21 protein-coding genes and 1 pseudogene are annotated in these 19,016 nt (G+C 73.9%); 11 read left to right on the plus strand and 11 right to left on the minus strand.

The features are described 5' to 3' along the window. Positions 1 to 469: pseudogene (locus ACSNOB_RS15370) on the minus strand (hypothetical protein); the annotation flags it as partial. Positions 470 to 705: 236 nt separating this feature from the next. Between ACSNOB_RS15370 and ACSNOB_RS15375 the strand changes: the two are divergent. The 3 genes from ACSNOB_RS15375 to ACSNOB_RS15385 are packed head-to-tail and all read left to right on the plus strand — an operon-like array spanning position 706 to position 3,351. Continuing rightward, a complete protein-coding gene (locus ACSNOB_RS15375; protein WP_436687244.1) occupies positions 706 to 1,557 on the plus strand; it encodes an ABC transporter permease in 852 nt (283 codons plus the stop codon). Then, a complete protein-coding gene (locus tag ACSNOB_RS15380) occupies positions 1,550 to 2,392 on the plus strand; it encodes an ABC transporter permease (protein WP_436687245.1) in 843 nt (280 codons plus the stop codon). The genes ACSNOB_RS15375 and ACSNOB_RS15380 overlap by 8 nt, the downstream gene beginning before the upstream one ends. After that, positions 2,389 to 3,351, plus strand: coding sequence for an ABC transporter ATP-binding protein (locus tag ACSNOB_RS15385; RefSeq protein WP_436687246.1), 963 nt, complete (start codon positions 2,389 to 2,391; stop codon positions 3,349 to 3,351). Before ACSNOB_RS15380 ends, ACSNOB_RS15385 begins: the two co-directional genes overlap by 4 nt. Positions 3,352 to 3,429: 78 nt before the next feature. Here the strand turns inward: ACSNOB_RS15385 and ACSNOB_RS15390 are convergent, their stop codons facing one another. Next, positions 3,430 to 3,990, minus strand: a complete 561-nt coding sequence (locus ACSNOB_RS15390) for a helix-turn-helix domain-containing protein (RefSeq protein ID WP_436687247.1) — start codon at positions 3,988 to 3,990, stop codon at positions 3,430 to 3,432. A gap of 66 nt (positions 3,991 to 4,056) precedes the next feature. Between ACSNOB_RS15390 and ACSNOB_RS15395 the strand changes: the two genes are divergently transcribed. Then, the gene (locus ACSNOB_RS15395) at positions 4,057 to 4,914 is read left to right on the plus strand and encodes an AzlC family ABC transporter permease (protein WP_436687248.1); all 858 of its coding nucleotides are present in this window, start codon (positions 4,057 to 4,059) and stop codon (positions 4,912 to 4,914) included. Next, on the plus strand, positions 4,908 to 5,216 hold the full coding sequence (locus tag ACSNOB_RS15400; RefSeq protein WP_436687249.1) for an AzlD domain-containing protein: 309 nt from the start codon (positions 4,908 to 4,910) through the stop codon (positions 5,214 to 5,216). Before ACSNOB_RS15395 ends, ACSNOB_RS15400 begins: the two co-directional genes overlap by 7 nt. 222 nt (positions 5,217 to 5,438) lie before the next feature. Here ACSNOB_RS15400 and ACSNOB_RS15405 read toward each other — a convergent pair whose 3' ends face one another. The 3 genes from ACSNOB_RS15405 to nadA form a co-directional block, all read right to left on the minus strand. Then, entirely contained in the window at positions 5,439 to 6,047 is a 609-nt protein-coding gene (locus ACSNOB_RS15405) for a DUF3043 domain-containing protein (protein ID WP_436687250.1), read from the minus strand. 72 nt (positions 6,048 to 6,119) lie between these two features. Further along, complete coding sequence (gene murA / locus ACSNOB_RS15410) at positions 6,120 to 7,475, minus strand: UDP-N-acetylglucosamine 1-carboxyvinyltransferase (RefSeq protein WP_393103327.1); 1,356 nt, start codon at positions 7,473 to 7,475, stop codon at positions 6,120 to 6,122. A gap of 210 nt (positions 7,476 to 7,685) precedes the next feature. Further along, on the minus strand, positions 7,686 to 8,885 hold the full coding sequence (gene nadA, locus ACSNOB_RS15415; protein WP_436687251.1) for a quinolinate synthase NadA: 1,200 nt from the start codon (positions 8,883 to 8,885) through the stop codon (positions 7,686 to 7,688). Between the two features lie 68 nt (positions 8,886 to 8,953). Between nadA and ACSNOB_RS15420 the strand changes: the two genes are divergently transcribed. From ACSNOB_RS15420 to ACSNOB_RS15430, 3 genes are all read left to right on the plus strand, one after another. Beyond that, positions 8,954 to 10,093, plus strand: a complete 1,140-nt coding sequence (locus ACSNOB_RS15420) for a glycerate kinase family protein (RefSeq protein WP_436687276.1) — start codon at positions 8,954 to 8,956, stop codon at positions 10,091 to 10,093. A gap of 241 nt (positions 10,094 to 10,334) precedes the next feature. After that, entirely contained in the window at positions 10,335 to 10,703 is a 369-nt protein-coding gene (gene erpA, locus ACSNOB_RS15425) for an iron-sulfur cluster insertion protein ErpA (RefSeq protein ID WP_393103331.1), read from the plus strand. A gap of 168 nt (positions 10,704 to 10,871) precedes the next feature. Further along, the gene (locus tag ACSNOB_RS15430) at positions 10,872 to 11,849 is read left to right on the plus strand and encodes a carbohydrate kinase family protein (protein WP_393103333.1); all 978 of its coding nucleotides are present in this window, start codon (positions 10,872 to 10,874) and stop codon (positions 11,847 to 11,849) included. A gap of 202 nt (positions 11,850 to 12,051) precedes the next feature. On the opposite strand, the gene ACSNOB_RS15435 is transcribed toward ACSNOB_RS15430, so the two are convergent. Beyond that, a complete protein-coding gene (locus tag ACSNOB_RS15435) occupies positions 12,052 to 12,285 on the minus strand; it encodes a sulfurtransferase TusA family protein (protein ID WP_250794567.1) in 234 nt (77 codons plus the stop codon). Further along, positions 12,282 to 13,433 (minus strand): cysteine desulfurase family protein, encoded by a 1,152-nt coding sequence (locus ACSNOB_RS15440; protein ID WP_436687252.1) that lies wholly within the window; start codon positions 13,431 to 13,433, stop codon positions 12,282 to 12,284. The genes ACSNOB_RS15435 and ACSNOB_RS15440 overlap by 4 nt, the downstream gene beginning before the upstream one ends. A gap of 196 nt (positions 13,434 to 13,629) precedes the next feature. Here ACSNOB_RS15440 and ctaC point away from each other — a divergent pair, with 196 nt between their 5' ends. Further along, positions 13,630 to 14,604, plus strand: coding sequence for an aa3-type cytochrome oxidase subunit II (gene ctaC, locus ACSNOB_RS15445; protein ID WP_436687253.1), 975 nt, complete (start codon positions 13,630 to 13,632; stop codon positions 14,602 to 14,604). Between the two features lie 10 nt (positions 14,605 to 14,614). Continuing rightward, positions 14,615 to 15,043, plus strand: a complete 429-nt coding sequence (locus tag ACSNOB_RS15450; protein WP_436687254.1) for a cytochrome c oxidase subunit 4 — start codon at positions 14,615 to 14,617, stop codon at positions 15,041 to 15,043. Between the two features lie 207 nt (positions 15,044 to 15,250). On the opposite strand, the gene ACSNOB_RS15455 is transcribed toward ACSNOB_RS15450, so the two are convergent. The 4 genes from ACSNOB_RS15455 to ACSNOB_RS15470 form a co-directional block, all read right to left on the minus strand. After that, positions 15,251 to 15,454: a hypothetical protein gene (locus ACSNOB_RS15455; protein WP_436687255.1), complete on the minus strand. Its 204-nt coding sequence runs from the start codon at positions 15,452 to 15,454 to the stop codon at positions 15,251 to 15,253. 188 nt (positions 15,455 to 15,642) lie between these two features. Continuing rightward, entirely contained in the window at positions 15,643 to 16,689 is a 1,047-nt protein-coding gene (gene trpD / locus ACSNOB_RS15460) for an anthranilate phosphoribosyltransferase (protein ID WP_436687256.1), read from the minus strand. A gap of 83 nt (positions 16,690 to 16,772) precedes the next feature. After that, positions 16,773 to 17,168 (minus strand): hypothetical protein, encoded by a 396-nt coding sequence (locus ACSNOB_RS15465; protein ID WP_350682093.1) that lies wholly within the window; start codon positions 17,166 to 17,168, stop codon positions 16,773 to 16,775. A gap of 186 nt (positions 17,169 to 17,354) precedes the next feature. Continuing rightward, on the minus strand, positions 17,355 to 18,299 hold the full coding sequence (locus ACSNOB_RS15470; protein ID WP_436687257.1) for a cytochrome c oxidase assembly protein: 945 nt from the start codon (positions 18,297 to 18,299) through the stop codon (positions 17,355 to 17,357). Positions 18,300 to 18,407: 108 nt separating this feature from the next. Between ACSNOB_RS15470 and ctaE the strand changes: the two genes are divergently transcribed. Next, positions 18,408 to 19,007, plus strand: a complete 600-nt coding sequence (gene ctaE, locus ACSNOB_RS15475) for an aa3-type cytochrome oxidase subunit III (RefSeq protein WP_436687258.1) — start codon at positions 18,408 to 18,410, stop codon at positions 19,005 to 19,007. The last annotated feature ends 9 nt before the right edge of the window (positions 19,008 to 19,016 follow it).

Raw genomic sequence — 19,016 nt, forward strand, 5'->3', positions numbered from 1 at the left:
GAGACAGGTCGTGGCCGGCGTGGTCGCGCGGCCGGGGGGTTTCGCCCGGCCGACCCGCGCCGGACCGGCCGGGCCCGTCGAAGCCGTCCCGGACGTTGCGGTGCGGCGGCTCCTGCCGGTGCGGCGACTGCCGGTCGTCCGGCCAGATCGGCTCCGCGTGCGGGCGGCGGTACGGCTCGTCGTCCCGCCGCCGGCCGTCGGGGCCGGCCGGCCGGCCGTGCCAGCCGTCGGGTTCGTCGTCCCAGGACCGGCCGAGGTAGGTCCCGTCGGGCCGGGTCGGCGCGAGCGGCGGCACCTCGGCGCGGCCGACGACGGCCGCCCGTCCCCGGGGCGCGGGCGGCGGGGCGTGCTGGATGCCGATGTCGCCCGGGTAGCGCTGGCCCGGGAACTGGGGCTGCCACTCGGTGGTCGGCTCGACCATCCAGGACGGCTCGGCGGCGTCGTGCCACCGGTCGGCGTAGCGGCTCATCCGGAGGACCTGTCGCCACGGCGGGTGAGCGGGACGGCCGCGGCGCGCCCTCGGGGAGCGGGCGCGCCCGGGTGACCGGCCCGCGTCCGCCCGTTCACGGCGGCGCCCCGGTGGCCGGCTCGCGTCCGCTCGCTCACGGCGATGTCACCTCGTTGCAAATTGTCGCGCTGGGCGCCCCACATGCCGGTAGAGTCGCCCGCTCCGGCACGGCGTGGCTGCGGAAGGAGGGTAGCGGCGTGGGCTCGCTCACCGCCACTGTGGCACCGCCCACCACCTCAAACGTTATCCTATGGTTCCGGACATTTAGGGCTATAACCGGATCGGGCTTCCGGCGTTACGCCACGTATCGGCAGGCGACGGTGGCGGGCGTCGTCACCAACACCGTCTTCGGCTTCCTGCGCTGCTACGTCCTGCTCGCCGCGGCCGGCGCCGCCGGCACGGTGGCCGGCTACGACCGGGGCCAGCTCGCCACCTTCGTCTGGGTCGGCCAGGGCCTGCTCGCCGTCGTCCTGCTCTGGGGGTGGACGGAGCTGGCGGACCGGATCCGCACTGGCGACGTCGCCAGCGACCTGCTCCGGCCGGTGCACCCGGTGACCAGCCACCTCGCCACCGACCTGGGTCGCGCCGGCCACGCCGCGCTGGTCCGGCTGCTCCCGCCGGTGCTGGTCGGACCGATCTTCTTCGAGGTGTACCTGCCCCGCCGCTGGACCACCCTGCCGCTCTTCGCGCTCTCCGCGGTCGTCGCCGTGGTGCTCTGTTTCGGCTGCCGGTTCCTGGTCAACGCGACCGCCTACTGGTTGCAGGACGTCCGGGGCCCGATGATCCTCTGGACCCTCGCCTCGGGCGTGCTCGCCGGGCTCTACTTCCCGCTGCGCTTCCTGCCGGAGTGGCTCCAGCACGCCCTCTGGCTGGGCACCCCCTTCCCGAGCCTGCTCCAGACTCCGCTCGACGTGCTCGTTGAGCGCGACCCGCCCGGCGCGCAGGTCGGGCTGGTGGGCCTCCAGCTCGCCTGGGCGGTGCTGATCCTGGCCGCCTGCCGGCTGGTGCAGGGTCGCGCCGAACGCCGGCTGGTGGTGCAGGGTGGCTGACGGCGCCGTCGCGCCGCCTGCCCGGGGCCGCGCGGGCGGGGCGCTGGCCGCGTACCGGGCGCTGCTCGGCGCGCAGGCGCGGTCGCAGGCGGCGTACCGGACCTCGTTCGTGGTCGACGTGGTCGGCAACGTCGGGTCCACCGTCTTCGACGTGCTCACCGTGCTGGTCATCTTCCGGGTCACCCGGGAACTGGGCGGCTTCACGCTCCGCGAGACGCTGGTGATCGTCGGCCTGTCGACCTGCGCGTTCGCCACCGCCGACCTGCTGGTGGGCAACATCGAGCGGCTGCCCCGCTACGTGCGGACGGGGCTGTTCGACGCCGTGCTGGTCCGCCCGCTCGGCGCGTTGCCGCAGCTGCTGCTCATGGACCTGCCACTGCGCAAGGCGTCCCGGGCGGTCTTCGGGCTCGCCGTGCTGGTGGTCGCGGTGCAGTCGGCCGGCATCGCGTGGACCCCCGCCCGGGTGGCGCTGGTGGTCGTCGCCCCGCTGGCCGGCGTGGTCTTCTTCGGGGCCGTCTTCGTCGCCACCGCCACCGTGTCGTTCTGGTGGGTCGACTCGGGCGAGCTGGCGAACTCGGTGACCTACGGCGGACGGGACTTCACCTCGTACCCGATCACCGTCTTCGGCGGCTGGTTCCGCGCCCTGTTCGCGTACGGCCTGGGGTTCGCCTTCGTCAGCTACCACCCGGCGCTGGCGCTGCTCGGCCGGGCCGACCCGCTCGGCCTGCCGGCCTGGGTCGGCTGGGCGGCGCCGGCCGTCGCGCTGGTCGCGGCCGCCGGGGCGGCGGCGGCCTGGCGCACCGGGGTCCGCCACTACCGGAGTACGGGGTCATGAGCGACGACGTCATCGTGGCCGACGGGCTGCGCAAGGAGTTCACCGTCCGGGTGCGGGCCGGCCGGCTGCGCCGGGAGAAGCGGCGGGTCACCGCCGTCGACGGGATCGACCTGCGGGTGTCCCGGGGCGAGATGCTCGGCTACATCGGGCCCAACGGCGCGGGCAAGTCGACGACGCTCAAGATGCTCACCGGCGTGCTGACGCCCTCCGCCGGCGAGGTACGCGTCTGCGGCCTGCGCCCGGTCGCCCAGCGCACCCGGCTCGCCCTGCGCGTCGGCGTGGTCTTCGGTCAGCGTTCGCAGCTGTGGTGGGACCTGCCGCTGCGGGAGTCGTTCGCGCTGCTGCGGCACGTCTACCGGGTGCCCGCCGCCGCGCACGCCGCCCGGCTGCGCCGCTGCCGCAGCCTGCTCGACCTAGACGCCTTCCTGGACACCCCCGTCCGGCAGCTCTCCCTCGGGCAGCGGATGCGCGGCGAGCTGACCGCCGCCCTGCTGCACGGCCCGGAGGTGCTCTTCCTCGACGAGCCCACGATCGGCCTGGACGTGGTGAGCAAGCAGGCGGTCCGCGGCTTCCTCGGCGAGCTGGGCCGGGCCGGGGACACCACGCTGGTGCTCACCACGCACGACCTGGCCGACATCGAGCGGCTCTGCCGCCGACTGGTGGTGGTCGACCACGGCCGGGTGGTGCACGACGGGTCGATCGCCGCGCTGCACACGCGGTACGGCTCGCGCCGCCTGCTCGTCGCCGACCTGGAGGCCCCGCTGCTCGAGCCGCCGGTGCTGCCCGGCGCGCCGCTGCACCGGGTGGAGGCCGACGGGCACCGGCTGGCGTTCGCGCTGGAGTCGGCGGGCGTGGCCGAGGTGGTGGCGGCCCTGGCCGCGCTGGGCACGCTGCGGGACGTCTCCATCGTCGAGCCGGACATCGAGGACGTGGTGGCCCGTCTCTACCGGGGGAGCTGAGCGGGCTCCACCCCCTGACCCGGGCCCGGCTCTTCCCACCGAGCCGAGCGCGGGCCCGTCGGGGTGTCGCGCCGGCCGTCAGGGGTGCTCCATCACCAGGACGGCGAAGGTGCCGGGGGCCAGTGCCTCGTAGCGGTGCGGCGTGTCGCCGGGGAAGGTCGCGTAGTCGCCCGGGCCGAGGTCCACCGGGTCGCCCTCCGGCCCGACGCGCAGCCGCCCGGCGCCCACCACGACGTGCTCGACGCTGCGCGGGGTGTGTGCCTCGGCGGTGCGGGCCGTCCCCGGCTCCAGCTCGATCAGGTAGACGTCCCGGCGGGTGTGGGCGGAGCCGGCGGCGAGCAGCGTGCCGGTGAAGTCGGCGTGCTCGGAGCGGATCCGGGGCCCGTCGCCGGCCCGGACGACCCGGACGACGGCCGCGGGCGGCTCGACCAGTCGGCTGAACGGCACGCCGAGCGCCACCCCGAGCGCCCAGAGCGTCTCCACGCTCGGGTTGCCGACCCCGGACTCCAGTTGGGAGAGGGTGGACTTCGCGATGCCGGCCCGGCGGGCCAGCTCGGTGAGCGAGATGCCGACGCGCTCGCGCTCGCGGCGCAGCGCGGCGGCGATCGTGGCCAGCGGGGGAGCCGGTTCGGCGGGCATTGTTCGCTCCATTGTTCCGTCTGTTCGGTTTGACGAACGCGGGGGGCCTGTTCATCATGATGGACCATGCGTACGTTACAGCGAACGGGCGATGCCGCTGCGACCCGTGACGTCGCCGCCCTCGGGGCCGCGATGGTGGCAGTCGGCGCGTCGTTCGGCGCGGTGGCGGTGGCCGCCGGCCTGCCCGCCTGGGCCACCGTCGCCATGTCCCTGCTGGTCTTCGCCGGCGGCGCGCAGTTCATGGCGGTCGGCCTGGTGGCCGCCGGCAGCCCGCTCGCGGCGGTCCTCGCCGGGCTGCTGCTCAACGCCCGGCACCTGCCGTTCGGGCTGGCGCTGGCCGACAGCATGGGCCGCCCGCCGTGGCGCCGGCTGCTCGGCAGTCACCTGATGACCGACGAGGCGACCGCCTTCGCGCTGGCCCGTCCGGCCGGGGCCGCCCGCCGGCGCGCGTTCTGGCTCGCCGGCACGGTGCTCTTCCTCACCTGGAACCTGGGCACCGTGCTCGGGGTGCTCGCCGGCGGGGCGGTGGGCGACCCCGCCGCGTTCGGCCTGGACGCCGCGTTCCCGGCCGGCCTGATCGCCATGCTGCTGCCCTCGCTGCGGGACCGGGACACCCGCCGGATGGCGCTGGCCGGCGCGGTGCTCGCGGTGCTCGCCACCCCCCTGCTGCCCGCCGGCCTGCCGGTGCTGCTGGCCCTCGCCGGCCCGGCCGTGCTGGCCGTGGCGGCCGTACGCCGCAGCCGGCGGGCCGGCGGCACGGGCGGCAGCCCGGCGCCGGTCACCGCGCCGGTCACCGCGCCGGGCCTGCTTCCGGGGAGCGTCGCCGAGCCGCCGGACGGGGTGGGGCCGGTGTGGCCGGCGGACGGGACGCAGCCGCGGCACGGATCCGTGCCGGCGGGCCGAACGGGGGAGGGACCGTGCTGATCGCCGTGATCGTGGCGCTGGCCGCGGGGACGTACGGCTTCCGGGTCGCCGGGGTGCTGCTGCGCGACCGGCTCGACCTGCCGGAGTGGTCCGGGCGGCTGCTGCCGGTCGGCGCGGCCGCTCTGCTGGCCGCGTTGGGCGCCACGGCCGCGCTGACGGAGGCCGGCCAGTTCGCCGGCTGGGCCCGGCCCGCGGGCGTTCTGGTCGGCGTGCTGCTGGCCTGGCGGCGGGTGTCGTTCGTGCTGGTGGTGCTCGCGGCCGCCGGGACCACCGCCCTGCTCCGCCTGCTCGGGGTGCCGTAGCGCGGCGCGGACGGTTCGTGGTGCCGAACCCGGCTGACGCCTCCGCGGCCGCCGGGGGCACCGTGGCCTCCGGCGGGCGCCCGACGACGTGTCGGCCGTTGCACCGCGCAGGCGGGCGCTGACGACGACCCTCGGTGCCCGGTGCCGACGACGCCTCGGTGCCGGGCGCGGACGACGACGGCCCCTCACCGCCGCGCGGGAGGGGCCGTCGTCACGGCAGGCTCAGACCGGGTCGCCGATGTTGACGCGGGGCTCTGGCGCGCGCATCCGGCGGAAGGTGATCGACCGCATGATGGCGTAGAGGTAGAGCGAGCCCATCCGCTGCCCGGTGTTCGGGAAGCGTTCCCGGACCAGCTTCCGGATCTTGCGCGAGATCAGGAACGAGTCGACCACCACACCCAGGGCGAGCGCGCCCCAGAGGATGTTGGAAACCAGTCGGACGATCGGCGGCATCGCCGCGTTCGAGCCGATCAGCACGATCAGCGCGCCGCCGAAGAACCAGGTGCCGACCGTACGCCGGGAGTCGACCACGTTGCGGGCCAGCAGCCGCTCCGGGCCACGGTCGCGGGGGCCGCCCTCGCGCCGGAACTCCGCCGAAGCCTCGGCGCGCAACCTGCGCCGGTGCTCCCGCTGCTCCTCCTTGGTCATCGGCTTGGTGGCCGTGGCCGGCCGGCGACCGGCGCTGGGCCGCTTCGGCGTGACCCTGCCCAGCTCCTTCTTGCTCGGGGTGTAACCCCGGGGCTGGGCGGTCGAGGACTCCTCGTCGGGGGTCACCGGGGTGACGGCCTCGTCGACGAGGTCGGTGGACTTGCGGCGAAACAGCGACGGCACGCGGAAAGGGTAGCCAAACGACGGCGCCCGGTGCACATCGCGGTGCACCGGGCGCGGTCGGAGTGGTCGACGTTACGGACGCTCGGCGTGCGCGCCGAGGTCGGCGAGCTTCGCCTCGAAGTCCTCGTAGCCCCGGTTGATCAGGTCGACGCCGTAGACGCGGGACGTGCCCTCGGCGGCCAGCGCCGCGATCAGGTGGCTGAAGCCCGCCCGCAGGTCGGGGATGACCAGGTCGGCGGCGTGCAGCTTGCTCGGCCCCGCGATCACCGCGGAGTGCTTGAAGTTGCGCCGGCCGAAGCGGCACGGGGTGCCGCCCAGGCAGTCCCGGTAGACCTGGATGTTCGCGCCCATCGAGTTCAGCGCCTCGGTGTAGCCCAGCCGCTGTTCGTAGACCGTCTCGTGGACGATGGACAGCCCGCGGGCCTGGGTGAGCGCCACCACCAGGGGCTGCTGCCAGTCGGTCATGAAGCCGGGGTGCACGTCGGTCTCCAGCGCCACCGACTTCAGCTCGCCGCCCGGGTGCCAGAACCGGATGCCGCCCTCCTGGCCGGGGTCGCCCAGCTTCGGCGGCCGGGCGTCGGTGACCTCGTACTCGCCGCCGACCGAGCGGAACACGTTCAGGAACGTCATCATGTCGGCCTGCTGCGCGCCGAGGACCTCGACGTGGCCCCGGGTGGCCAGCGCCGCCGCCGCCCAGCTCGCCGCCTCGATCCGGTCCGGGATCGGCCGGTGGGTGTAGCCGTGCAGCTTCGGCACGCCCTGGATCTCGATCACCCGGTCGGTGTGCACCTTGATGATCGCGCCCATCTTCTGCAGGACGCAGATCAGGTCGATGATCTCCGGCTCCACGGCCGCGTTGCGCAGCTCGGTGACGCCCTCGGCCATCACCGCGGTCAGCAGCACCTGCTCGGTCGCCCCGACGCTCGGGTACGGCAGCGCGAACTTCGTGCCGTGCAGCCCGTTCGGCGCGGACAGGTGCAGCCCCTCCGGGGTCTTCTCGACCGTCGCCCCGAACTCCCGCAGCGCCTGGAGGTGGAAGTCGATCGGGCGCGGCCCGATGTGGCAGCCACCCAGGTCGGGGATGAAGGCGTGGCCGAGGCGGTGCAGCAGCGGCCCGCAGAACAGGATCGGGATCCGGCTGGAACCCGCGTGCACGTTGATCTGGTCCGTGCTCGCGCTCTCCACGTTCGCCGGGTCGAAGACGAGCTCGCCGTCCTCCTCGCCGTCGGTGACCTTGACGCCGTGCAGGCCGAGCAGGCCGCGGACCACCTCGACGTCGCGGATCTTCGGCACGTCGAACAGTCGGCTTGGGCTGTCGCCCAGCAGCGCGGCGACCATCGCCTTCGAAACCAGGTTCTTCGCGCCGCGCACGCGGATCCGCCCTTCCAGCGGAGTACCTCCGTGTACGACCAGGACGTCGTCGGTCAACGCAACCTCCAGCGCGTCGGTGCTGCCGTGTTGATGGTGGGCTCGCGATGTCATCGCTACCCGGAATGCGGCCATGTCGAAACGGCCCGCGTGAGTCGTCGCCCCGGCAGCATAGCCCTCGGTGACGAAAATGGAACCGGTCACATCGCCCCTGAGGGCACTAATCGGTGATCGGGCCCATTTCCGTACCAGTGGTGCTACCGAGCGTGATCAGCCCGCCGTCGGCGGCGGGGTGTCGGCCCCGGGCAGGGCGAGCATCTGGTCCAGCGCCACCCGGGCGTGGTGCGCGGTGTCCGGGTCGACCGTGATCTGGTTGACCACTCGGCCGGCCACCAGCTCCTCCAGCGCCCACACCAGGTGGGGCAGGTCGATCCGGTTCATGGTCGAGCAGTAGCAGACGGCCTTGTCCAGGAACATGATCTGCTTGTCCGGGTGGGCCAGCGCCAGCCGCCGGACCAGGTTCAGCTCGGTGCCGACCGCCCACGCCGAGCCGGCCGGGGCCGCCTCGATGGTCTTGATGATGTACTCCGTCGAGCCGACGAAGTCGGCGGCGGTGACCACCTCGTGCCGGCACTCCGGGTGCACCAGCACGTTCACGCCGGGCACCCGCTCCCGCACGTCGTCGACGCTGTCGAGCGTGAACCGGCCGTGCACCGAGCAGTGCCCCCGCCAGAGGACCATCTTCGCGTCGCGCAGCTGCTCCGGGGTGAGCCCGCCGTTCGGCTTGTGCGGGTCGTAGAGCACGCAGTCGTCCAGCGAGAAGCCCATCTCCAGCACCGCCGTGTTGCGGCCCAGGTGCTGGTCGGGCAGGAAGAGCACCTTCGAGCCCTGCTGGTACGCCCAGTCCAGCGCCCGCTTCGCGTTCGACGAGGTGCAGACCACGCCGCCGTTGCGGCCGACGAAGCCCTTGATGTCCGCCGAGGAGTTCATGTACGTCACCGGGACGGTGTCGGCCGCGACGCCCAGTTCGGTGAGCACGTCCCAGGCCGTCTCGACCTGCGACAGCACCGCCATGTCGGCCATCGAGCACCCGGCGGCCAGGTCCGGCAGGATGACCTTCTGCGCGTCCGAGGTGAGGATGTCGGCGCTCTCGGCCATGAAGTGCACGCCGCAGAAGACGATGTACTCCGCGTCGGGCCGGGCCGCCGCCTCGCGGGCCAGCTTGAACGAGTCGCCGGTCACGTCGGCGAACTGGATCACCTCGTCGCGCTGGTAGTGATGCCCCAGCACGAAGACCTTGCTGCCCAGCTCCGCCTTGGCCGCCGCCGCCCGGGCCACCAGGTCGGGGTCGCTCGGCGCCGGGAGGTCACCCGGACACTCGACGCCACGCTCGGTGGCGGGGTCGCTGCCCCGGCCGAGCAGCAGCAGTGCCGTCGCGGTGTTGGAGGGTTCTACCCAGGTCGAAGTCACGTACCCCATGGTCCCACAGGGCGGCCGGCGCGCAGCCTCCGCCGGTGTGGGCTGCCACACTGCTCGGCATGCGCGTGCTGCTCTGCCCGGACAAGTTCGCCGGCACCCTGTCGGCCCCTGACGTCGCCGACGCCGTGGCCGCCGGCTGGCGCGAGGTGGCCCCGGCGGACGACCTGCTCGTCCGGCCGTTGTCCGACGGTGGGCCCGGCTTCCTCGACGTGCTCGCCGACGCGCTCGGCGGGCGGCGGGTGCCGGTGCCGACCGTCGACCCGCTGGGCCGCCCCGTGGCCGGTGAGATCCTGCTCACCGCCGACGGGGCGACCGCCTGGCTGGAGAGCGCCCAGGCGTGCGGGCTGCACCTGCTCGCCCCTGCCGAGCGCGACCCGAAGGCGACCACCTCGTACGGCCTGGGGGTGCTGGTCGCCGCCGCGGTGGAGGCCGGCGCCCGGACGGTGGTGATCGGGCTGGGCGGCTCCGGCACCAACGACGGCGGCGCGGGAATGCTCACCGCGCTCGGGGTGACCCCGCTGGACGAGGCGGGCCGGGCCCTGCCGTACGGCGGCGCGGCGCTGGGCGCCGCGGTCGCGCTCGACGGGGCGCCCCGGCTGCGCGACGCCCGGCTGGTGGCCGCCACGGACGTGGACAACCCGCTGCTCGGCCTGCACGGGGCGAGCAGCGTGTTCGGCCCGCAGAAGGGCGCCGACCGGGCCGACGTGCTGCTGCTCGACGCCGCGCTGGAGCGCTTCGCCGCCGTGCTGGAGCGGGACCTGCCCGGCTGCCCCGACCGGCTGGGCGCCCTGCCCGGCGGCGGCGCGGCCGGCGGCCTCGGCGCGGCCGTCCTGGCGCTCGGCGGGCACTGCGAGTCGGGCATCGGCCTGGTCACCCGCTCGATCGGGCTGGACGCCGCGCTGGACGAGGTCGACCTGGTGATCACCGGGGAGGGCTCCTTCGACCACCAGTCGCTGCGCGGCAAGGTCGTCGCCGGGGTCGCCGGCGCCGCCCGGGACCGTGGCCTGCCCTGCGTGGTGCTGGCCGGTCAGGTGAGCACCGGCCGGCGGGAGGCGGGCGCGGCGGGGGTCACCGACGCGTACAGCCTGGTGGAGCACTTCGGGGGCGAGGAGCGCGGCGGGCTGGGCGCCGCGCTGGAGCGCCCGGCCGAGGGGCTGCGGGCGCTCGGCGCCCGGCTGGCCCGGCAGTGGAGCCGCTGACCGGGACGGCGCCGGGGGCGTGATCCGGCGCGGGCTCACCGGCGGGTGGCCGCGCCGCCCGGGGCGCCCGCCCGCGCTCGGCCGGGCCCGTCGGCGCGCCGGGCCCGACCGCGCACGTCACGGCGGCCGGGTGGTGCCGGTCGCAGCGGCGTACCATCGGTTCTGGACCACACCGGGAATGACTGGGCGACGGGAGATGTTGGCCAGTGCGTCCGGACCCAACCGCGCAGGGAGATTTCACGTGACCACGCCAGCGCAGACCGACTCGACCGAGGCCAAGGCCCCCACGTCCGTCGTCCTCACCGACGTCGCGGCGCAGAAGGTCAAGGCCCTGATCGAGCAGGAGGGCCGCGACGACCTGCGGCTCCGGGTCGCCGTGCAGCCGGGTGGCTGCTCCGGCCTGCGGTACCAGCTCTTCTTCGACGAGCGCTCGCTCGACGGTGACGTCGTCACCGACTTCGACGGTGTCGAGGTCGTCGTCGACCGGATGAGCGCCCCCTACCTGGCCGGCGCCACCATCGACTTCGCCGACCGCATCGACGCACAGGGCTTCACCATCGACAACCCCAACGCGGGCAACTCCTGCGCCTGCGGTGACTCGTTCAGCTGAGCCGACCTGCGCTCGCGACAGCGGGGCCGTCCCTTCCGGGCGGCCCCGCTGTCGCGTCCGGGCCCGGTTGCGCAGCCGGGAAGATGGCCGGGGCCGGACCGACGGGTGATCCTGAGGGGGCCGGGCCGGTAGGCTGACCGGCGCCCTGCTCCCGACCCCGAGGTTGCCATGAAGATCGCCGTGACCGGCTCGATCGCCACCGACCACCTGATGAGCTTCCCCGGCCGCTTCGCCGACCAGCTCCTCGCCGACCAGCTGCACAAGGTGTCGCTCTCCTTCCTGGTGGACGACCTGGTGCTGCGGCGCGGCGGCGTGGCGGCGAACATCGCCTTCGGCATGGGGCAGCTCGGCCTGCGGCCGGTGCTGGTCGGCGCGGTCGGTGCGGACTTCGCCGACTACCGCTCCTGGCTGGAGCGGCACGGGGTCGACTGCGACTCGGTGCACGTCAGCGAGGTGGCCCACACCGCCCGGTTCGTCTGCACCACGGACACCGACATGTGCCAGATCGCCTCGTTCTACGCCGGCGCGATGAGCGAGGCCCGCAACATCGAGCTGGAGCCGGTGGCCCGCCGGCTCGACGGGCTGGACCTGGTCCTGGTCGGCGCGAACGACCCGGCGGCGATGCTGCGGCACTCCGCCGAGTGCCGGGACCGGGGCTACCCCTTCGCCGCCGACCCGTCCCAGCAGCTCGCCCGGATGGAGGGCGAGGACGTCGTCGCGCTGATCGAGGGCGCCGAGTACCTGATGACCAACGACTACGAGAAGTCGTTGCTGCAGAGCAAGGCCGGGCTGAGCGACGCGCAGCTGCTCGACCGGGTGAAGGTGCGGGTCACCACGCTGGGCAAGCACGGCGTGGAGATCGCCGGGCGGGACTTCGACCCCATCCACGTGCCGATCGCGCGGGAGATCCGCGCGGTCGACCCGACCGGGGTCGGCGACGGATTCCGGGCCGGCTTCTTCACCGCGCTCTCCTGGGGTCTCGGGCTGGAGCGGGCCGCCCAGGTGGGCTCCCTGCTCGCCACGCTGGTGCTGGAGACCGTGGGCACCCAGGAGTACGAGGTCCGCCGCGACCTGTTCGTCAAGCGGATGGCCGAGTCGTACGGCGACGTCGCCGCCGAGGACGTCCGGCCGCACCTGCTGCCCTGACCTCGCTGCTCGTCGCGTTCGTCGGGCTGCCGGGGTGGGCAAGAGCACCCTGGCGGCCCGGCTGCGCGCGGCCCTGCGCGCCCCGGTCTCGCCGGTCGACCCCGTCGAGCGGGCGCGGGCCCGGCGCGGCCCGCTCGGCGACGGCGCTCAGATGGCCGCCCTCCTGCGCCGTATGCGTCCGACGGGTGCCCTTCCGCACCCTCTAGTGCCGGCGGCGGACGTCGTACGCGGGGCCGTCGGGGCCGGTGACCGTGCCGAGGAACTCCTGGCCGCGCATCCGGCACCAGGCGGGGAGGTCCACCGCCGCCGCCGGATCGTCGGCCAGCACCCGCACCACCGTGCCGACGGGCAGCTCGGGCAGCCGCCGGGCCACGGCGATCACGGGCAGCGGGCAGCGCTGACCGCGGCAGTCGAGGATCTCCGCCGGCGCGGTCACAGCCCCACCACCCCCGCCTCGGCGCGCAGCTCCGCCACGATGCCGGGCAGCTCGGCGAGGAACCGCTCGACGTCCGCCTCCGTCGTGTCCCGGTGCAGCGAGACCCGCACGTTGCCGTGCGAGAGCACCCCCATCGCCTCCAGCACGTGCGACGGGTGCAGCGTCGAGGAGGTGCACGAGGAGCCGGAGGAGACGGCGAACCCGCGCCGGTCCAGCGCGTGCAGCAGGGCCTCGCCGTCGACGTACAGGCAGGAGAACGTCACGAGGTGCGGGAGCCGGTGGTCGGGATCACCCACCACCTCCACGTCGGGCACCTCCGCGGCCACCCGGGCGCGGATCCGGTCCACCAGCGGCGCCAGCCGGGCCGCCTCGGCCGCCGCGTCGGCCGCCGCCGCGCGCAGGCTCGCCGCCGCCGCGACCACCGCCGGCAGGTTGAGCGTCCCCGGCGTACGCCCGGCCTCCCGGTCGTCGGCCGGCCAGGGCGACTCCCACCGCGTGCCCTTGCGCACCACCAGCAGCCCCACCCCGGGCGGGCCGCCCCACTTGTGCGCGCTGGCGGTCAGCACCGACCAGCCCGCCGGCACTGCCGCCCGGCCCACCACCTGGGCGGCGTCCACGTACAGCGGCACCCCGGCCTCGGCGCACTCCCGCGCGGCCTCGGCGACGGGCTGGAGCGTGCCGACCTCGTGGCTGGCGGCGATCAGCGCGGCCAGCGCCACCTTCGGCGCCCGCACCGCGGCCGACCAGCCGTCCAGGTCGAGCCGGCCGAGCCGGTCCACCGGCACCGAGGTGGCCGCGCCGCCCGTCGCGACGTGCTTCTCGGCGGCGTGCAGCACCGCCGAGTGCTCGATCGCGGAGTGCACCAGGGTCGGGCCCACCCGCCGCCGGCCGGCCAGGCCGCCGAGCACGGCGGCGTGGGCGGCGGTCGTACCGCTGGGGGTGAAGGAGATCTCGTCGGCGCGGACGCCGAGCGTCTGTGCGGTGGCCTCGCGGGCGGCGTCGAGGAGTTGGCGGGCGCGGCGGGCCTGGGTGTAGAGCCTGCCGGGGTCGGCCCAGCCGTCGTCGAGGGCGGCCAGCAGCGCCTGCCGGGCGACCGGATGCAGCGGCGCGGCCGTGGCCGCGTCCAGGTAGACCGGGGAAGCGCTCACGGAAGCCAACGCTATCGCGCCGGTACGCCCAAGATCCCCCCGATGGGGGCGGAGAGTGACCCCAAGACGGTCGAGCCCGTCATGGTCGAGTAATCTGCGACCGTCGGTGACGCCTTTGCCGCCGGTGCTGTCGCTCCGCCCGGCGGAGGCCGGCAGACAGAACAGACACCGCGGCGCGCTAGGGAGGCAGGACCAGGTGGTCGCAAGGAGTTCGGAGGTACGGCCGTCGGCCGTACGGCACAGCGCTTCCCCAGGAGCCGGTGGGCGCCGGGGACGTGGTGCTGGTCGGCTCGCCGGGCTCGGTCTCGGCGGAGCGGCGCTGCTGGTCCTGCTCACGGGCTGCGACGTCGGCGCGGCGTTCGGCGGCTTCGGCTGGCCGCAGGGCGGCATCTCGCCCGAGTCGCACCGGATGTACGACCTGTGGATCGCCTCGTGCATCGCGGCGCTCGCGGTCGGCGTCTTCGTGTGGGGCCTGATCTTCTGGTGCATCGTGCGCTACCGCAAGCGGGGCAACGAGCTGCCGGTGCAGACCCGCTACAACATGCCGATGGAGTTCCTCTACACCATCGCGCCGATCCTGATCGTCTCCGTGCTCTTCTACTACACGGCGGTCGTGCAGACCGACGTGGTGCGGACGACCAAGAACCCCGACGTCACGGTCGAGGTGGTCGCGTTCAAGTGGAACTGGCAGTTCAACTACCGCGACGGCCAGGGCAAGGACGCCAACACGGTCGCCTCCGTGCTCGGCACCAGCGAGGTCATCCCGATCCTGGTCCTCCCGACGGACCGGTCCATCCGGTTCGAGGAGACCAGCCGCGACGTCATCCACTCCTTCTGGGTGCCGGAGCTGCTGTTCAAGCGGGACGTCATGCCGGGCAAGATCCGCAACGTGTTCGAGGTCTCCAAGCTCGACACCGAGGGCGCCTACGTCGGCCGCTGCGCCGAGCTGTGCGGCAGCTACCACGCCTTCATGAACTTCGAGCTGCGGGTCGTCTCGCCGGAGAAGTACGACCAGTTCCTGGCGGCCAAGCGCGACGGCAAGTCCACGCAGGACGCGCTCACGGCCATCGGCGAGGAGCCGTACGCGCAGACCACGAAGCCGTTCGAGACGCGGCGCAACACGGCCAACTTCAACCCGGACAGCGCTGCCCCGGCCGGCGCGGGAAGCTGAGGGAGCGGGCATGAAGACCGAGTGGCGCATCTTCCTGATCATCGCCGGGTTCCTGCTCTTCGCCACCTTCCTCTACGGTGGCTGGACCGCCGCCGACGCCGGTGGCCAGGTCGAGTGGGTCGGCACGGTCGCCCTGCTGCTGAGCTTCCTGCTCTGCGCGATGTGCGGCGGCTTCTTCTGGTTCGTCTCGCGCCGGATCGACCTGCGGCCGGAGGACCGGCCGGACGGTGAGATCGCCGACGGCGCGGGCGAGATCGGCTTCTTCAGCCCGGGCAGCTACTGGCCGTTCGGGCTGGCGCTGGCCGCCGCGATCACCGGCTTCGGCCTGGTGTTCTGGCAGTTCTGGCTGATGGGCGTCGGCGCGGTGGCGGTCATCTTCGCGGCCTGCGGCCTGCTGTTCGAGTACTACTCCGGCACCCGGCGCACCGCCGAGCACTGAGCCGGCGGGACCACGGTCCGGTCACGTCACGAAGGCCCGCCTCCCTCGGGGAGGCGGGCCTCGTCGTGTGGTTCACCTGCACCTCGACGGTCACCTGGCGCTGGAGACCTCGTCGTCGAAGCCGGCGACCCGTCGCCGGCAGGCGGCGCGGCGTGGACTGCCGTGAGGGTGGGCGGCGGCCCAGGCGGTGCGGCGGCGCTGGCTGGGTCAGGCGGCGCGGCGGTGGGGCGACGGGTGCCGCCGCCGCGCCAGACGCGGGGCCCGGAAGGTGAACGTGGCGACGAGCACGGCCTCGCCGCAGCCCGTGCAGGCCAGCTCGGGGCAGTCGGCGCCGTGGCCGTCGGCGCACAGCGGCGCCTCGAACGGCTGAACGCCCTCGCAGGTGTCGCAGTAGAGCTCGCGCTCCGACACGGGCGTCTCCTCTCGCTCCGGTCCCGTCGTGGCGTGCCGCGCGACGGGAGTGCCGCGCCACACGGCGCACGACGGACGTGCTGTGGTGAACAGCGCAGGATGGAAGTGGAAAACTACTCAGTTGTAGTTTCCCACGGGGGTCTGACAAACTTCCGCGCGCCACCCGCCGGCACGGCGGCGGCCCGCGGTCAGTCGGCGCGGGCGATCTCGATCCAGCGGTCGAGGACCGCCGCGGCGGCCCCGGAGTCGACGGACTCGGCGGCCCGGTCCATCCCGGCGCGCAGCGCCTCCGTCAGGTCGCCGTCGAGCGGGCCCTGGGTGGCCAGCGCCGCCGCCGCGTTGACGAGGACGGCATCGCGCACCGGGCCGGTCTCGCCGGCCAGCAGCCGGCGTACCACGTCGGCGTTGTAGGCGGCGTCGCCGCCCCGCAGGTCGGCCAGGGTGACCCGCGGTGCCCCGAGGTCGGCCGCGTCGAGCAGCGCCTCCCTGACGACGCCGCCCTGGACCGCCCAGACGCGGGTCGGCGCGGCGGTGGTGAACTCGTCCAGACCGTCCTCGCCGCGCATCACCAGCGCCGAGTCGCCCCGCGCGGCGAAGACGCCGGCCATCACCGGGGCCATCCGCAGGTCGAAGCAGCCGACCGCGGCGGCCCGTGGCCGGGCCGGGTTGGTCAGCGGGCCGAGGAAGTTGAAGAAGGTGGGCACGCCCATCTCCCGGCGTACCGGGCCGGCGTGGCGCATGCCGGGGTGGTACCGGGCCGCGAAGCAGAAGCCGATGCCGGCCTCGGCGACGCACCGGGCCACCCCCTCCGGCCCGAGGTCGAGCGGCACCCCGAGGAACTCCAGCACGTCCGCCGTGCCGCAGGAGGAGGACGCCGCCCGGTTGCCGTGCTTGACCACGCGGACGCCGGCGCCGGCCACCACCAGCGAGGCCATGGTGGAGATGTTGACCGTGTGCGCGAGATCACCGCCGGTGCCGACCACGTCGAGGGCGGTGTCGCGCAGCGCGTCGGGCAGCTCGACCGGGACCGCCCGGCCGAGCATCGCCTCCACCAGGCCGGCCAGCTCGGCCGAGGTCTCGCCCTTGGCGCGCAGCGCGACGGCGAAGCCCGCGATCTGCGCCGGGGTGGCGGCGCCGGACATGATCTCGCCCATCGCCCAGGCGGTGTCGGCGGTGGAGAGCTCCTCGCCGCGCAGGAGCGCGGCGAGCAGGTGCGGCCAGGTCCGATCGCCCATGGCGGGCCTCCCGAGCGTGCGAAGCGGGTGGGACGGAGCCGGCGCCGGACGGTCCGGCGCCGTGCCGGGCCGGAGCGGGGACGTCAGGCGGGGGCGTGCGTCCGCAGCAGCTCGGCCACCGTGGTGCCGGTGGTCACCGGGTCGAGCGGGTGCACCAGGGTGGCGTCGACCTCGGCGTAGGCCGCGAGCCATCGGTCGGCGGCGCGGGCGATCACCACGCAGGTCGGGGGAGCGTCGTCCCGGTCGTCCTTGATCTGCCGGGCGATGCCGATGCCGCCGCCCGGGGTCGCCTCGCCGTCGAGTAGCAGCAGGTCGATCTCGTAGTCGTCGACGAGCCGGACGCACTCCGCGTAGGTGGAGGCGTCGACGAACTCGATCCGCAGACCGGGCGCGGGGCGCGTGCCGACGGCGAGCCGCATCCGGTCACGGACCTGCGGGTCGTCGCTGTAGAGCAGGACGGTGCAAAGACGATCGCTCATGCCGGCACTCCGCTTCGCTCCGTGCCGTCATGAGGCACCATCGCACTGCGCTTGATGAATCGTTCGCTGCGCTCACTCATTGGCTGGACTGGCTCCCACCTCGTAGCTGCCCGCTGATCCTACCGGTCGGTGTGAGGTACGCGACGTCCGGCCGGGTGCGGCGTCGGGGCGTACCGTCGGCGCAGCTCAGGCGGCCGACTCCGCGGCGCGCTGGCGGGCCTCCTGGCGGTCCAGGTCGCGGTCGAGCCGGCGGGCCTCCCGCTCGGCGTGGCGCATCCACTGCACGACCAGCACGGCCAGCATGGTGACGCTGACGAACTCGCCGCCGGCCCAGAGGATGCCGCCGGCGACCACCTGGTCCTGCCACGGGTCCGACCAGGTCAACCCGAGCGACGGGTACCAGTCGCCGCCGAAGAGCGTGCTGCTCTGCATGATCGTGAGCCCGAGCACCGTGTGGAACGGCACGGAGAGCAGCATCAGCAGCGCCCGGGCCGGGTACGGCCAGCGGCCGGGCAGCGGGTCGAGGCCGAGCAGCGGCCAGAAGAACACGCAGCCGGTCATGATGAAGTGCGCGTGCACGACCTCGTGCGCCCACGCGTGTTCGAGCGTGTAGCGGTACAGGTCGGTGAAGTAGAGCGCGAACGGGTTGACCACGAAGATGGTGAACGCCACCAGCGGGAAGCTGTAGATCCGCGCGATCCGGCTGTGCACGATCGCCAGGAGCCGCTTGCGCGGCCGTTGCGGCAGGGTGCGTAGGGCCAGCGTCACCGGCGCGCCCAGCGCGAGGAAGATCGGCGAGATCATGGAGAGCACCATGTGCTGGACCATGTGCACCGACAGCAGCGCCGTGTCGTACGCGTGCAGGCCGCTGACGGTGACCGCCGCGATCCCGCCGAGGCCGGGGCCGAGGAAGAAGATCGTCCGGGCCACCGGCCACCGGTCGCCCCGGATCCGCAGCCGGTGCACCCCGTAGAGGTAGATTCCGGCGGCCAGCACCAGGCCGACGGCCAGCCAGCTGTCCAGCCGGGTCTCGGTGAACACGGAGGTGACGGTGAACGGCGGCGGGGTGGCCGCGGCCACCGTCGGCCCGGCGGCCGAGGTTGCGGTGGAGATCGGATCGACGTGCAGCACGCTTTTCAGCCTAGGTCAGGCGAACCGGACGACCCCGATCGGGCTGCCGGGGCCACGGGTTTGGCCCCCCGCTGATCGGCGGCCCCGGTCAAGGGCAATAATGACCGCGTGACTGCGGCCCCAGCCATTGACAAGAGCCGGATCCACTCCCTGACCCGACCCAACATGGTCAGCGTCGGGACGATCGTGTGGCTCTCCAGCGAACTCATGTTCTTCGCGGCGCTGTTCGCGATGTACTTCTCCATCCGCGCGGCGGCGCCGGAGCAGTGGGCGGAGCACACCGAGCACCTCAACATCCCCTACGCGACCACCTTCACGGTGATCCTGGTGTTGTCCTCGGTGACCTGCCAGCTCGGTGTGTTCGCCGCCGAGAAGGGTGACGTCCACGCCCTGCGGCGCTGGTTCACGGTCACCTTCGTGATGGGCCTGATCTTCGTGCTCGGTCAGGTCAACGAGTACCGCGAGCTGGTGCACGAGGGCATCAAGATCAACTCGGACGGTTACGGGTCGATGTTCTACCTGACCACCGGGTTCCACGGTCTGCACGTGACCGGCGGTCTGATCGCCTTCGTCATCTTCATGATCCGCACGACCATGGGCCGGTTCACGCCGGCGCAGGCCACGTCGGCGATCGTCGTGTCCTACTACTGGCACTTCGTCGACGTCGTGTGGATCGGGCTCTACGCCATGATCTACTGGCTTCAGTGATCTTGGCGC

Origin of the sequence: Micromonospora sp. URMC 106, from assembly GCF_051386395.1 — a bacterium.
In the GTDB taxonomy this organism is placed as follows: Bacteria; Actinomycetota; Actinomycetes; order Mycobacteriales; family Micromonosporaceae; genus Micromonospora.